General features: G+C 65.9%; 13 protein-coding genes. 8 read left to right on the top strand and 5 right to left on the bottom strand.

Features of this window, described 5'->3' with window-relative positions; translation table 11 throughout:
- Nucleotides 1-5: 5 nt before the first annotated feature.
- Both AC07S4_RS09140 and AC07S4_RS09135 read right to left on the bottom strand, forming a co-directional pair.
- Nucleotides 6-929 (bottom strand): DMT family transporter, encoded by a 924-nt coding sequence (locus tag AC07S4_RS09140; RefSeq protein ID WP_494986335.1) that lies wholly within the window; start codon nt 927-929, stop codon nt 6-8.
- Between the two features lie 33 nt (nt 930-962).
- Complete coding sequence (locus AC07S4_RS09135) at nt 963-2,063, bottom strand: aromatic ring-hydroxylating oxygenase subunit alpha (RefSeq protein WP_494986334.1); 1,101 nt, start codon at nt 2,061-2,063, stop codon at nt 963-965.
- A 314-nt stretch (nt 2,064-2,377) separates the two neighbouring features.
- On the opposite strand from AC07S4_RS09135, the gene AC07S4_RS09130 reads away from it, so the two are divergent.
- The 5 genes from AC07S4_RS09130 (at nt 2,378) to AC07S4_RS09110 (ending at nt 6,775) form a co-directional block, all read left to right on the top strand.
- On the top strand, nt 2,378-2,638 hold the full coding sequence (locus tag AC07S4_RS09130; RefSeq protein ID WP_161071648.1) for an exodeoxyribonuclease VII small subunit: 261 nt from the start codon (nt 2,378-2,380) through the stop codon (nt 2,636-2,638).
- Nucleotides 2,635-3,534 carry a polyprenyl synthetase family protein gene (locus AC07S4_RS09125; RefSeq protein WP_161071647.1) on the top strand — a complete coding sequence of 300 codons (900 nt, stop codon included), beginning with the start codon at nt 2,635-2,637 and terminating at the stop codon, nt 3,532-3,534. Before AC07S4_RS09130 ends, AC07S4_RS09125 begins: the two co-directional genes overlap by 4 nt.
- 2 nt (nt 3,535-3,536) lie before the next feature.
- On the top strand, nt 3,537-5,417 hold the full coding sequence (gene dxs, locus AC07S4_RS09120) for a 1-deoxy-D-xylulose-5-phosphate synthase (protein WP_494986333.1): 1,881 nt from the start codon (nt 3,537-3,539) through the stop codon (nt 5,415-5,417).
- 7 nt (nt 5,418-5,424) lie between these two features.
- The gene (locus AC07S4_RS09115) at nt 5,425-5,952 is read left to right on the top strand and encodes a gamma carbonic anhydrase family protein (protein WP_494986332.1); all 528 of its coding nucleotides are present in this window, start codon (nt 5,425-5,427) and stop codon (nt 5,950-5,952) included.
- A gap of 70 nt (nt 5,953-6,022) precedes the next feature.
- Entirely contained in the window at nt 6,023-6,775 is a 753-nt protein-coding gene (locus AC07S4_RS09110; protein WP_494986331.1) for a M48 family metalloprotease, read from the top strand.
- Here AC07S4_RS09110 and AC07S4_RS09105 read toward each other — a convergent pair.
- Nucleotides 6,735-7,997, bottom strand: a complete 1,263-nt coding sequence (locus AC07S4_RS09105) for an SGNH/GDSL hydrolase family protein (RefSeq protein ID WP_494986330.1) — start codon at nt 7,995-7,997, stop codon at nt 6,735-6,737. The genes AC07S4_RS09110 and AC07S4_RS09105 overlap by 41 nt on opposite strands.
- 105 nt (nt 7,998-8,102) lie before the next feature.
- Here AC07S4_RS09105 and AC07S4_RS09100 point away from each other — a divergent pair, with 105 nt between their 5' ends.
- Nucleotides 8,103-9,002 (top strand): LysR family transcriptional regulator, encoded by a 900-nt coding sequence (locus tag AC07S4_RS09100; RefSeq protein WP_494986329.1) that lies wholly within the window; start codon nt 8,103-8,105, stop codon nt 9,000-9,002.
- On the opposite strand, the gene AC07S4_RS09095 is transcribed toward AC07S4_RS09100, so the two are convergent.
- Nucleotides 8,982-11,120: a hypothetical protein gene (locus AC07S4_RS09095; RefSeq protein WP_494986328.1), complete on the bottom strand. Its 2,139-nt coding sequence runs from the start codon at nt 11,118-11,120 to the stop codon at nt 8,982-8,984. The two genes, AC07S4_RS09100 and AC07S4_RS09095, sit on opposite strands and share 21 nt — an antisense overlap.
- Nucleotides 11,121-11,222: 102 nt before the next feature.
- The gene (locus AC07S4_RS09090) at nt 11,223-11,777 is read right to left on the bottom strand and encodes a cob(I)yrinic acid a,c-diamide adenosyltransferase (protein WP_494986327.1); all 555 of its coding nucleotides are present in this window, start codon (nt 11,775-11,777) and stop codon (nt 11,223-11,225) included.
- A gap of 97 nt (nt 11,778-11,874) precedes the next feature.
- On the opposite strand from AC07S4_RS09090, the gene AC07S4_RS09085 reads away from it, so the two are divergent.
- A complete protein-coding gene (locus tag AC07S4_RS09085) occupies nt 11,875-13,365 on the top strand; it encodes an FAD-linked oxidase C-terminal domain-containing protein (RefSeq protein WP_494986326.1) in 1,491 nt (496 codons plus the stop codon).
- 10 nt (nt 13,366-13,375) lie between these two features.
- Nucleotides 13,376-14,452 (top strand): glycolate oxidase subunit GlcE, encoded by a 1,077-nt coding sequence (glcE, locus tag AC07S4_RS09080; protein WP_494986325.1) that lies wholly within the window; start codon nt 13,376-13,378, stop codon nt 14,450-14,452.
- Nucleotides 14,453-14,455: the final 3 nt, after the last annotated feature.

The raw sequence follows: 14,455 nt of genomic DNA, 5'->3' as shown, positions 1-14,455 counted from the left end.
GTTTTTTACACTTCGCTGGCAATCGGATCGGTGGTGGCGATGGCCTTGCCGCGCTCCGTACTGCGGGTATTGTAAAACGTCGCGGCGATGCCGGAGGCGAGAATAATGGCGATGCCCAGCCAGCTGTGCCAGTCGAAGGTGTCGCTGAACACCACCACGCCCCAGAAGCTGGAGAACACGATGCCGGTGTACTGCAGATTGGCCACCACCAGCGTCTTGCCGACGCGGTAGGCGCGCGTCATGGCCATTTGCGCGGCGGTGGCGAACAGGCCTATGCCCAGCATAAGGAAGAATTTTTGCCAGGTGTCGACCGCGTGCCACACCACCGGGCCGTTGCCCGCTTCGAGGATGTTGCCCGCCACGCCGGCGATCAGGTTGCCGATCGAGAAATAGAACACCACGCGGTATTCCGGCTCTCCCGCCAGGCCCAGCTTGCGCACCTGCATATAGGCCATGGCCGACAGCACGCTGGAGCCGAGCGCCACCAGCGTGGGGCCGAACAGGTGGGAGTTGAAGGCCGGCTGCAGCAGCAGGGTGACGCCGACAAAGCTCATGAACACGGCCAGGATCAGCGGCCATTCGATGCGGTTCTTGGCGTGCCACCAGCCGTGCATGAAGAGCCAGACGGCGATCCAGATCGGCGCCATGTAGTTCAGCGTCATGGCGGTGGCGAGGGGCAGCTTGGCGATGGCGTAGAACCACAGCCACAGTGAGATGACGCCGATGAAGCCGCGCCACAGGTGGGCCAGCGGCATGCTGGTCTTCAGGCTGCCGCCCTGGATGCGTATCATGCAGAACAGCACCGTCACGCCGATCACGCCACGGCACAGCACGATCTCGGAGGTGGTGTAGATTTCCGAGGCCAGTTTCACGCACACGCCCATGGCGGCGAACATGAAACTGGCGAAGAGCATCCAAAGCGATTGCATTACATTCCTGTTTCTGCCGCCTTGGCGGCTCGGTTACAAAGCGACTTTACTGCGGTACCACTCGTGGAAGTGCTGCATGCCGTCTTCCATTGGGGACTGGTAGGGGCCGGCGTCGTTTTCGCCGCGCTGCATCAGGATCTTGCGCCCGGCGTCCATGCGCAGGGCGATCTCGTCGTCCTCCACGCAGGTTTCCATGTAGGCGGCGCGCTCGGCGTCCACGAACTCGCGCTCGAACAGCACGATTTCTTCAGGATAGTAGAACTCCACCACGTTGCGCGTCTTCTGCGGGCCGTCCGGCCACAGCGTGGACACCACCAGCACGTGCGGATACCATTCCACCATGATGTTGGGGTAGAGCGTGAGCCAGATGGCGCCGTATTCCGGCGGCTCGCCGCCGCGGAACTTGAGCACCTGCTCGTGCCATTTCTCGTACACCGGCGAGCCGGACTTGCGCAGGCTCCGGTTCACGCCCACGGTCTGCACGCTGTAGTCGGCGCCGAATTCCCAGCGCAGGTCTTCGCAGTTGACGAAGCTGCCCAGGCCGGGATGGAAGGGCTCGACGTGGTAGTCCTCCAGGTAGACCTCGATGAAGGTCTTCCAGTTGTAGTCGCACTCGTGCACTTCCACGTGGTCGAACATATAGCCGCTGAAGTCCAGGTCCTTGGTGACCGACATTTCCTTCAGCTTTTCCATGACGTTGTAGCCGTTCTGCTCGAACAGCAGGCCGTTCCAGCTTTGCAGCCTGGTCTTGGGCAGGTTCAGGCATGGCGTTTCGGGGAAGTGCGGCGCGCCGATCAGCTCCCCTTTCAGGTCGTAGGTCCAGCGGTGCAGCGGGCAGACGATGGTGCTGCTGTTGCCGCGCCCATTGAACATCAGCGCCTGGCGGTGGCGGCAGACGTTGGACAGCACTTCCAGGCCGTTGGCGTTGCGCACCAGCATACGCCCTTCGTTTTCGGAAACGAGGGTCGCAAAATCGCCGGTGTTCGGCACCATCAGCTCATGCCCGATATAGCGCGGGCCGGCTTTGAACAGTTGCTGCATTTCACGCTGCAGTAGCGTTTCGTCAAAGTAGACGTTAACCGGAAGTTGCGCGTTGGAGCGCGCTAGCTTGGCGTGGGTAGCCAGATCGGACATCCCAACCCCCCTTAATTAATGTGCTGCAAACCAAGAAGAGACAGAATCCGTAAAGACCTGAATTCAGTTTTTGAAACGGTATTTCGGACAGAACCGGCGATTATAGCGTGAAATGCCCATCTTCCGCTTGTGTTAAGGTGGGGCGCGCCGGATTGCCGTCCTGATAGGGTAGACTGATTTGCAACACCGCGTCGCCGCCGCGCTCACTTGGCCAACTGTTAATTCCACTGCATTGGATGGTTTGATCTAAAATAACGGGCTAAACTGGGCTGGCGGCCCCTGAACGCCGTCCGGCCTTACTGATTTGAGTGCTTATGTCTAAGAAATTGAACGCTGAATCCGCTCCTGTGCTGCCGCCGCCGGCCTCTTTCGAGGAAGCCATGGCGGAGCTGGCGCAACTGGTGACGCAAATGGAGGCGGGCCAGCTGCCGCTGGAAGCGTCCGTCGCGGCCTATGCGCGCGGTTCGGAACTGGTGAAATACTGTGCCGGCCAGCTCGACAAGGTGGAAACGCAGGTGAAGGTGCTCGAAGGCGGCATGCTGAAGCCCTTCGCCGACACGGAGGAGCTGGCATGAGCGCGTCCTTCCAGGATTGGATGAAGACCATCCAGGCCGGCATGGAGCAGGACATGGACGGCTACCTGCCGGCCGCCGGCGCCGAACCGGCCAAGCTGCACGAGGCGATGCGCTACGCGCTGCTGGGCGGCGGCAAGCGGGTGCGCCCGCTGCTGGTGTACGCCGCCGGCGCGCTGTTCGGTGCGGATGCGGCGGTGCTGAGCCGCGCCGCCGCCGCCGTTGAAATGATCCACGCCTACTCGCTGGTGCACGACGACATGCCCTGCATGGACGACGATGAACTGCGGCGCGGCAAACCCACCGTGCACGTGGCCTACGACGAAGCGACCGCGCTGCTGGTGGGCGACGCGCTGCAATCGCAGGCTTTCCTGGTGCTGGCCGACGCCGCCGCAGTGGCTGGGCTGCCGCCGGCCCGCCTGGCGGCCATGCTGCGCCTGCTGGCGCACGCGTCCGGCTCGGCCGGCATGTGCGGCGGCCAGGCCATCGACCTGGACAGCGTGGGCCTGAGCCTGACGCTGGAGCAGCTCGAACGCATGCACCAGCTGAAAACCGGCGCCTTGCTGCGCGCGTCCGTGGTGCTGGGCGCGCTGGCCGGCAAGGAGCTGGACGAGGCCGAACTGGCGGCGCTGAACGCCTACGCGCGCGCCATCGGCCTGGCCTTCCAGGTGGTGGACGACGTGCTCGACGCCACCGCCGACTCGGCCACGCTGGGCAAAACGGCCGGCAAGGACGCCGCCGACAACAAGCCGACCTATGTGTCGATACTGGGCCTGGAACCGTCGCGCGTGCTGGCGGAACAATTGCGGCTGGATGCGCACGCAGCGCTCGCGCCGTTTGGTGAACAAGCGATGCGCTTACGCGAACTCGCGGATTTGATCGTGCAGCGGAAGGCATAAGAATGAATTTGCTCGAAAATATTAACGACCCGGCGGACGTGCGCAAGCTGGCCCGCACCCAACTCACGCCGCTGGCGCACGAGGTGCGCAACTACCTGCTCGATTCGGTCTCCAAGACCGGCGGCCACCTGTCGTCCAACCTGGGCACGGTGGAGCTGACCGTGGCGCTGCATTACGTCTTCAACACGCCGCACGACCGCATCGTGTGGGACGTGGGCCACCAGACCTACACCCACAAGATCCTGACCGGCCGCCGCAATCAGATGCACACGCTGCGCCAGCTGGACGGCATTTCCGGCTTCCCGCGCCGCGTGGAAAGCGAATACGACACCTTCGGCACGGCGCACTCGTCGACCTCCATCTCGGCCGCGCTGGGCATGGCGCAGGCGGCCAAGATCAAGGGCGAGCACCGCCACGCCATCGCCGTCATCGGCGACGGCTCCATGACCGCCGGCATGGCCTTCGAGGCCCTGAACAACGCGGGCGTGCAGGACGACGTGAACCTGCTGGTGATCCTGAACGACAACGACATGTCGATCTCGCCGCCGGTGGGCGCGCTGAACCGCTACCTGGCGCGCCTGATGTCGGGCCAGTTCTACGCCGCCGCCAAGAACGTGGGCAAGCAGGTGCTGCCCGGCCCCGTGCTGGAGCTGGCCAAGCGCTTCGAGGAACACGCCAAGGGCATGGTGGTCCCGGCCACCATGTTCGAGGAGTTCGGCTTCAACTACATCGGCCCCATCGACGGCCACGACCTGGAATCGCTGATCCCCACGCTGGAGAACATCAAGAAGCTCAAGGGGCCGCAGTTCCTGCACGTGGTGACCAAGAAGGGCCAGGGCTACAAGCTGGCCGAGGCCGAGCCGGTGCTCTACCACGGCACGCCGAAATTCAATCCGGCCGAAGGTATCAAGCCTGCGCCCGCCGGCAAGATCACCTACACCGAAGTGTTCGGCAACTGGCTGTGCGACATGGCCAAGGCCGACAAGCGCCTGGTGGGCATCACGCCCGCCATGCGCGAAGGCTCGGGCATGGTGCGCTTCGAGCAGGAATACCCGGACCGCTATTTCGACGTCGGCATCGCCGAGCAGCACTCGGTCACCTTCGGCGCGGGCCTGGCCTGCGAAGGCCTGAAGCCGGTGGTGGCGATCTACTCCACCTTCCTGCAGCGCGGCTACGACCAGCTGATCCACGACGTGGCGCTGCAAAACCTGGACGTGACCTTCGCGCTGGACCGCGCCGGCCTGGTGGGCGCGGACGGCGCCACGCACGCCGGCAATTACGACCTGGCCTTCATGCGCTGCATCCCGAACATGGTGGTGATGGCCGCGTCGGACGAAAACGAGTGCCGCCAGATGCTCACCACCGGCTACCACTACCCAGGTCCGGCCGCCATCCGCTATCCGCGCGGCGCGGGCATAGGCGCGGCCATCGAACCGGCGCTGGGCTCGATCGAGATCGGCAAGGGCGAGATCAAGCGCAAGGGCGAGAAGATCGCCATCCTGGCCTTCGGCTCCATGGTCGCGCCGTCGGTGGCGGCGGGCACGCAGCTGGGCGCCACGGTCGCCAATATGCGCTTCGTCAAGCCGCTGGACGTGGAACTGGTCAAGCAACTGGCCGCCGAACATGATTACTTCGTGACGGTGGAAGAGGGCTGCATCATGGGCGGAGCCGGCTCCGCCGTGGCCGAGGCGCTGGCCGCTGAAGGCATCATCAAGCCGGTGCTGATGCTGGGCCTGCCCGACAAATTCATCGACCACGGCGACCCGGCCAAGCTGCTGGCCAGCGTGGGCCTGGATGCGGGCGGCATCGCCGCGTCCATCAAGGCGCGCTTCCTGGACAAGGACGGCAGCGGCGAGCCGCGCCTGGTCGTCAATAACGGATAGTTCCGCCATGCCAGTCAGTTCCTACCTCGACACCTCGCCCGAACTGGGCGAGGGCGTCTACCTGCACGACACCGCGCAAGTGATCGGCGACGTGCGCATCGGGCGCGATTCCTCGGTTTGGTGCAACACCGTGCTGCGCGGCGACGTCAACCGCATCACCATAGGCGTATGCAGCAATGTGCAGGACTTCGCCATGGGCCATGTCTCGCACAAGAACCCGGCCAAGCCGGACGGCTCGCCGCTCAAGATCGGCAACTACGTCACCATAGGCCACTCGGTCATCCTGCACGGCTGCGAGATCGGCGATGAATGCCTGATCGGCATGGGCTCCATCGTCATGGACGACGTGGTGGTGCAGAAGCACGTCATGGTGGGCGCCGGCAGCCTGGTCTCGCCGGGCAAGGTGCTGGAAAGCGGCTACCTGTACGTGGGCCGCCCGGTCAAGCGCGTGCGCAAGCTCACCGAAGCGGAAATCACCTGGCTGAAGTATTCGGCCGAGCACTACGTCCGCGTTAAAAACAACTACAACAAGTAAGTCCCGCTTGCGGCTGCGTCCGCGCTCTCCTATATTGGTATAAACGGTTTATTCCAATCAAGGGGGCGTCATGCGCGGTCTCGCTATGCTGTTGGCCGGATGGCTGCTGTGCGCCAGCGCGCAGGGCCAGGTGCCGGATTCCGGACGCTGGCAGGAGCTGCGCTTTGGCGCGGACGAAGTCGGCGAGCGCATGGAAGACCGCTATATCGAGCAGGTGGTGGACCTGGCCGCCGACGGCAAGCTCGATACCGACCGCGCGCTGCTGCACCGCCTGCGCTACGTCAGCGCCACGCTGATCGCCGCCGCCATCGAACTGAAGCCGGAAGCGGCGGGATGGGCCTGGGAGGTGCACCTGGCCGGCGGGCCGGATATCGACGCGGTCTGCCTGGCCGGCGGCAAGCTGCTGGTGGGCGCGAGCTTTGTGCGGCGGCTGGCGCTGACCGACGGCGAGCTGGCCGTGCTGCTGGCGCACGAGGTGGCGCACGCCATCGCCGAACATTCCCGCGAGTTTTTGTCCGAAGCGCAGCTGGCCTACCGCCCGCTGGTGCCGGTGGACGTGGTGATGCTGCGGCTGGACAGCGACTTGTCCTTGCAGCTGCGCCTGGCCGGGCTGTCGCGCATGCAGGAGCGCGAGGCGGACCAGCTGGGCATGGTGATCGCGCACCGCGCAGGATGGCCGGCTTCGGACATGCTCAGCTTCTACCGCAAGCTGGCCGACATGGATGCCGACGGCGGCCCCGGCGAACCGCTGATCGCCAGCCACCCCTCGCACGCCTCGCGCATCAGCATGTCGCGCGGCATGGCGCGGCTGCTGGAGCCGTAGGGCCCCACAAAACCTCATACGCCGCTTTTGCCATTGCTTCATATCCGGCGTCGCCGGGATGCAGGTGGTCGCCTGAATCGAAAGCGGGGGACAGGCGCGACGGATGCGCAGGGTCGCGCAGCACGGCGTCGAAATCCACCACCGCGTCGAAGGCGCCGCTGGCGCGTATCCACGCATTCACCTGGCGCCGCACCGCGTCCTTGGCGGGGCTGTAATGATCCGACAGCGGCGTGCCTTGCAGCGCGTTCTCAAACGGCGCCATGGTCGCGCCTATCACCCGCACCTGGTTCGCCTTCGCGCGCGCGATCAGCTTGCGGTAGCCTGCGATCAGCGTGTCCGCCGCCATGGCCGTATCGTGCGGCGCAAAGGCGCTGCCGGGCCAGCCTATATCGTTGATGCCCAGCGCGATGATGACGCTGCGCACGCCGGGCTGCGCCAGCACATCCTGCTCGAAGCGCGCCGCCGCCCGCTCGCCCATGCCGTCCGCCAGCACGCGCGCCCCGGAGATCCCCGCATTGGCCACGCCGATGCCGCGCGCCGCCGCCAGCCGCGCCAGGAAGTCCGGCCAGCGGCGGTCCTGGTCGGGCGTGGAGCCGTTGCCATCCGTGATCGAGTCCCCCAGCGCAACGACCGTGCCGCCGTCCGTGGCCTTGCCGGCGCCGCCGCTCACATGCAGGGCGCTCAGGAACACCCGTCCGTGCAGGGCCGCGGCGCCGGCCAGCCGAGGCGCGGCCGCCTGATTGCCGGCGGCGATAAAGCCGGTCTGCTGCGCGCCCCAGTGGAAAGTGGACGGCGCTGCGCGCTGCGGGAAGTAAGTCGACACGCTCACGCGCTCCAGCGGCCGCACGCTGAAATCGAGCGGATCGCTGACCGCCTGCCGCCCCGGCGCCACCGTCACCGAACGCTTGCCGCCAAAAGACAGCAGCGCGCCTGCCGCCGCGCCGTCCGCCACGCGCGCCAGCCGCGCCTCGCCGATCACCAGCGGCTCGGCGCCATAACGGTTCGACAGCACCACGCGCACGCGCCGCCCGCCCACGCTGAGGCGCAGCGTCTCGCGCACGGTCTGGTCCTGCAAGCTGGACGGCATGCCGGTGGGCAGCACGAAACCGGCATCCCAGCTGGGCTGGGGCGCGGCGTACCAGCTGGTCTGCCACTGCTCCGCCGCCGTCGCGGAAGAGGCGATGGCCACGGCGAGGCCGATGGCGGAAATAGTCTTGAACATGGTCTGCTCCTTGAGTAAGTGTGCAGCCATGTTCATTCATTCCATCTTTGTGCGGAAGGCGGGAAAATGCACTATGCTTTATTCCAATTTCGAATGAGGACCGCCGTGGATACTATCCGTTCCCTGCAATACTTCGTGCGCGCCGTGGAACTGGGCAGCCTGTCCGCCGTCGCGCGCGAGCACGGCACCACCCAGCCCACGGTCAGCAAGACCGTGGCCGCTCTGGAGGACAGCCTGGGCGTGCGGCTGCTGGAGCGCAGCACGTCCAGCCTCTCGCCCACGGTCCAGGGCCAGCGCTTCTACGAGCGCAGCAAGGCCGTACTGGAGGACTACGCCGAAGCCGTGTCCGACGCGCGCGGCGAAACGCAGACGGCGTCCGGCCTGCTGCGGGTGAACGCCCCGGTGGCGCTGGGCCAGTTCCTGCTGAACGCGCTGGTGCAGGAATTCCTGGCGCACTATCCGGCCATGGAGATCGAGCTGATACTGAACGACCGCATGGTGGATCTGGTGGAGGAGGGCGTCGATGTCGCGCTGCGGCTGGGCAGCGAACTGCCGCCCAACGCCATCGCCCGCAAGATCTCCAGCTCGCCGCGCTGGCTGGTGGCGTCGCCGGGCTACCTGAAAAGCCACGCCAAATTGCGCCAGCCCGAAGACCTGGCTGCGCATGAAGTGATACGCTTTGCCTGGCTCAGCACCGGCGGCATGATGGAGCTGCACAACGGCGAGCGCAGCGTGCAGGTGCAGACCCACAGCCGCTACCGCGTCAACAACGCGCTGGCCATCCGTGAAAGCCTGGCCATGGGTGGCGGCATCGGCTTGTGTCCCGCCTGGCTGGTGCAAGACCTGCTCAAGGCGCGCAAGCTTGCCCGCGTGCTGCCCGGCTGGCAAGGCGCGGCGCAGGACCTGAGCCTGCTCTATCCCTCCCGCCGCCACCAGCCGCTGCGCGCCCGCCTGTTCATGGATTTCCTGCAGGCGCGTTTCGCGTCAGTCAAGCAAGGACAATAGCTTCCCTTCCTTGAACGCGCATGGCGCGGGCACCTCTTTCACATCTGGTCCCCGGCATTTGCCTTTGCCGTGCCGAAGGCCGTTTGCGTCCGCCGGCCCACTGAACACAATGCCGTCCTCCGCCGCCCACTCGATGCCGCCGCGCCGCCAGGCGCCGCTGAGGGTCACCGGCTTTTTCGCTGCCGTGAATGCGCCCGCGCCGTGCATGTTGCCGTCCTCGAAAGCGCCCACATAGCGGCCTGACTTTGTCACCAGTTCGCCTTTGCCCGATGGCCGCATATAGTCCACCTGGCCTCTGTACGAGATACCCTCGTTGCCTGCCGGGTAGCTCACTTCTCCCTGGCCGCGTCCGTATCCCTGGTCGAAGTCCCCGAGGTAGACCAGTCCCGAGTCGCTGGCCAGTTTGCCTTTTCCGTGCGGCACGCCTTGCACGAACGGCCCTTCGTAGTACGAGCCGTTCGGCAGGCTGACTCTGCCTGTGCCGTCCGGCTTGCCCTTGCTGACGGCGCCGGTGTAGCGCGTGCCGCTGGGGTATTCTAGCCCCGTGGCCATGGCTTTCGCCTCGCTCGCGAGGTCGTTCAGCAATTCGATATTGTCGAGCAGCAGCACCTCGGGTCCGAGCCGGGACGGCTTGCTGAATGCGACCGCGCTGCGCAAGGCGGACAGCGCTTCCATCGGTTTGCCCATGCGGAGGAAAACGCTTGCCAGTTCCATGAAGGTTGCCGGGCTGCGCGTGTAGATGGATGCCGTGTCGAAGCCGGCCACCGCTTCCCGCAGCGGTTCGCTGTCCGGCAGCAGGCGATACACCTTGCCCAGGCCGTGGTAGGGGGAAGGGTATTCCGCGTCGAGGCCTATGGCCATGCGGTAGTAGTCGCGCGCCTTGTAGGCGATGGGCAGCCAGCCGGCCTCGCCCTTGTCGTTCATGTATTCAGCCTGCAGCCGCAGCTGGTCGGCGCGCCATGCCAGCAGCTTGGGATGCCTGGGAAAGCGCCGCTCCAGTTCCGCCGCCACCGCCGCGCTGCGTTCCATGCCATGCAGCAGGGGGAATACGTTGGCGTCGCCGTCGTTCGGATTCTGTTCGCGGTTTCTGGCGAGCAGCTTGGCCACGTCCAGGCCGGGAAGGCTGTAGGTGCGGAGGATGCGGGCAAGCTGGATGTACAAGCCCGGCACGTCGAGCCGCGCGACCTGAGGGGTGATTGCGGGGAATTCAAAATTGCCCAGCTTGTGCGTCAGCAAGTGCACTGACAAGCGGCGGGTGACATATTTTGTGATGTCCCTGTCCAATTCATCGTAGGGCTTTTGAAAAGCCAGCATGGCGGCGCGGTCCTGACGGTAGCCGCGGTTGATCAGCATGATGTATTTATCGAGGGAAGTGCGCAGTGCCTCCGTGGAGTTGAAATAGTGGACCGCGTAGTAGGCGCAGGAGTAGAACCGGTCCACCTCTTCTTCGTCCTCGAATGCCTTGCTGGTCACCGGCAGCGTGACTTTATTGAACGTGGTTTCCGTATCGATGGCCATGCGGCCGAAGCGGTTGTAGAGGCCGTAGTCCCGGCTGCCGCCGTGGTTGTTGTTCACTTTGTCGCCTATCCGGATGGTAGGCCCTTCGACATTGAAGGTGGCCCAGTAGTCCGACACGCCTTCATCCACCCAGACCGGGTAGGCGGAAGTCTGCTCCAGCACGCGCAGCATGAAGTGGGAATACTCGTGCAGCAGGACAGTGCGCGCCCAGTTGTCGGTTTTCCTTCCGCGCATGTAATCTTCGATGTTGCCCACTGCGGAATAGCCGCTCAGGTCGAGCTGGAAGGCGCCGCCCCACGTGGCCGGAAAGCCGAGCTCGGAGAATGCGTCGGCACCGACGGCCAGGATGGGCAGGGGCTTGCTGAGGTTGAGGGGCTGCATGCCGCCAAGAGTCAGCCTGAAATGGCGGAAGGCTTCCAGGTCTTTCACGACCTGCCGGGCGACCGCCTCCGGCTGTTCGGTGACGATGCTGAAGTTGGGGCTGTCGACTTTAATCCAGCTGCGCTTGGCCAAGCCGTCCAGGTCGGCCGCCGCAGCGGCAGAGCAAAGGACGCACGCGGCGCAGAGCTGCGCGCACAGGGAGGCGTGGCGACGGGTCATGGCGGGAGTTGAGTAAAGGACAACGCTTCATCCTATCGACAACGCCCGCCTGCAGCAATCGTGCGCGCGCGCCCCTTTGATCTGGCGCAAACGCGGATGGGATCAGCGGCTCTTGCGCTCGTGCTGCCACAGCACGTCGCCGCCGCCGGCGTAGCGGTTCAGCACGCGGGCCAGCACGAACATCAGGTCGGACAGGCGGTTCACGTATTGGCGCGGGTGCTCGTGGATGGGCTCGGCGTTGCCCAGCGTGACGATGCTGCGCTCGGCGCGGCGGCAGATGGTGCGGCAGACGTGGGCGATCGCGGCGGCGCGCGAGCCGGCCGGCAGGATGAACTCGGTCAGCGCGGGCAGCGTGGCGTTGTACTTGGCCAGCAGCGCGTCCAGCTTTTCGACATGCTCTTCCTTGATCATCTGATAACCCGGAATGCACAGCTCGCCGCCCAGGTCGAACAGGTCGTGCTGGAAGCCGACCAGCTCGTCGCGCAGCTCGTCCGGCATGGCCTCGCACAGCAGCAGGCCCAGGTTGGAGTTCAGTTCGTCCACGTCGCCGATGGCGTGGATGCGCAGGCTGTCCTTGCTGGTGCGGCTGCCGTCGCCCAGGCCGGTGGTGCCGTTGTCGCCGGTGCGGGTGGCGATTTTCGAGAGTCGGTTGCCCATGGTATTGCCCCTAATGTCTGGAATGACAGCGAGCATACGATAAATTCAGGCCGGGTGCCTTACAATCAGTGCTTCATCGGCGATATGCTTCCCACCCATGACCATAGCCTCCCCCAAGCCGGCCTTCACGGCCGAGCGCCAGCACAGCGTTGCGGCAGCCCTGCGCGCCGTGCTGCCGGCAGCCAGCATCCTGTCCGCCCTGGAAGACACCAAACCCTACGAATGCGACGGCCTGGCCGCCTATCGCCAGGCGCCCATGATCGTGGCGCTGCCCGCCAACGAGCAGGAAGTGCTGGCCGTGCTCAAGGTGTGCCGCGACATGGACGTGCCCATAGTGCCGCGCGGCGCGGGCACCGGCCTGTCCGGGGGCGCCATGCCGATCGCCGACGGCCTGGTGCTGTCCACCGCGCGCATGAACCAGATCGTGCGCATGGACGCCTACTCGCGCACGGCCGTGGTGCAGCCCGGCGTGCGCAACCTGGCGATCTCGGAAGCGGCGGCGCAGCATGCGCTGTACTACGCACCGGACCCGTCCTCCCAGATCGCCTGCACCATAGGCGGCAACGTGGCGGAGAATTCCGGCGGCGTGCACTGCCTGAAATACGGCCTGACCGTGCACAACGTGCTGCGCGTGCGCGTGGCCACCATGGAGGGTGACGTGGTGGAGCTGGGCAGCGAGGCGTTCGACGCTCCGGGCCTGGATCTGCTGTCGGTCTTTATCGGCTCCGAAGGCATGCTGGGCATCGTCACCGAAGTGACGGTGAAACTGGTCCCCAAGCCGGCCTGCGCGCGCGTGATCATGGCCTCGTTTGACGACGTGGTCACCGGTGGCAATGCGGTGGCCAAGGTGATCGCAGCGGGCATCATCCCGGCCGGGCTGGAGATGATGGACCGCACGTCGTCGCGCATGGTCGAGCCCTTCGTCAAAGCCGGCTACGACACCGACGCCGCCGCCATCCTGCTGTGCGAGGCGGACGGCACGCAGGAGGAAGTGGAGGAGGAGATCGCGCGCATGACGGCGGTGCTGGAGGCGGCCGGCGCGAGCGCCATCCAGGTTTCGCGCAGCGAGGCGGAGCGGCTCAAGTTCTGGTCCGGCCGCAAGAACGCCTTCCCGGCGGCGGGCCGCATCTCGCCGGACTACTACTGCATGGACGGCACCATCCCGCGCAAGAACCTGGCGCAGGTGCTGACAGGCATAGCGCAGATGGAGGCCAAGTACGGCCTGCGCTGCGCCAATGTGTTCCACGCGGGCGACGGCAATCTGCATCCTTTGATCCTGTTCGACGCGAACCAGCCGGACGAGCTGCATCGCGCCGAGGCCTTCGGCGCGGAGATCCTGGCGCTGTGCGTGGAAGTGGGCGGCACCATCACTGGTGAGCACGGCGTGGGCATAGAGAAGATTGATTCCATGTGCGTGCAGTTCAAGCCCGCCGAGCTGGAGGCGTTCTTCAGCGTGAAGCGCGCCTTCGACCCGGCCATGCTGCTCAATCCGAACAAGGCCATTCCCACATTGAACCGCTGCGCGGAGTTCGGCAAAATGCGCGTGACTGCGGGCGTGCTGCCGCACGCGGGCCTGCCGCGTTTTTAACGGAGTTATCTTGCAAGCGATCTTAGAACAATTCCGCAACCAGGTGCTGGCGGCCGTTGAAGCGGGCACGCCCTTGCGGGTGCGCGGCGGCGGCACGAAGGACTGGTATGGCAATGCGGCCACGGCCGCCTCCGCCGGGGCCGTGCTCGATACGCGCGCCTGCACCGGCGTGGTGGATTATGAACCGACCGAACTGGTGATCACGGTGCGCTGCGGCACGCCGCTGGCCGAAGTGGAGGCGCTGCTGGCCGCCAATGGGCAGATGCTGGCGTTCGAACCGCCGCGCTACGGCGCGGCGTCGACCATGGGCGGCGTGGTGGCCAGCGGCCTGGCCGGTCCGCGCCGCGCCAGCGCAGGCGGCGTGCGCGACTTCGTGCTGGGCGCGAAGCTCATGGACGGCAAGGGCGAGGTGCTCAGCTTCGGCGGGCAGGTGATGAAGAACGTGGCGGGCTATGACGTGTCGCGCCTGCTAGCGGGCTCGATGGGAACGCTTGGGCTGATACTGGAGGTGTCGCTCAAGTTGCTGCCGCTGCCGGTGTGCGAAGCCACGCTGCGCTTCGGCATGAGCGAGATCGACGCGCTGCGGCGCTTGAATGAATGGGCTGGGCAGCCTTTGCCGGTGTCGGCCAGCTGCTGGCACAAGGACGTGCTGACGCTGCGCCTGTCCGGCGCGGAGGCGGCGGTGCGCGCGGCGCTGCTGCGCATGGGCGGCACGCGGGTGGACGATGCGGAGGCGGCGGCTTTCTGGATCAGCTTGCGCGACCAGGCGCACGGCTATTTCGACGGCGGCGCGCTGTGGCGGCTGTCCGTGCCGCCTGCCGCCAGCGCCATCATCCTGAAAGGGGAGCAGCTGATCGAGTGGGGCGGTGCGCAGCGCTGGCTGAAGGTCGATCCCGCCGCCAGCGTGGACGCGGCGCAGGACATCCGCCGCAGCGTGGCGGCGGCCGGCGGCCACGCCACGCTGTTCCGCGCAGAAGACAAGCGCCCCGGCGCTTTCCATCCGATGGCGCCGGCCGTGGCCACGATCAACCAGCGCCTCAAGCAGGCCTTCGACCCGGCCGGGATCTTCAACCCGGGCCGCATGTAAAAC

This window comes from Pseudoduganella sp. GW821-FHT05F09 (genome assembly GCF_059419605.1).
This window is presented reverse-complemented; position numbering and strand designations above follow the sequence as displayed.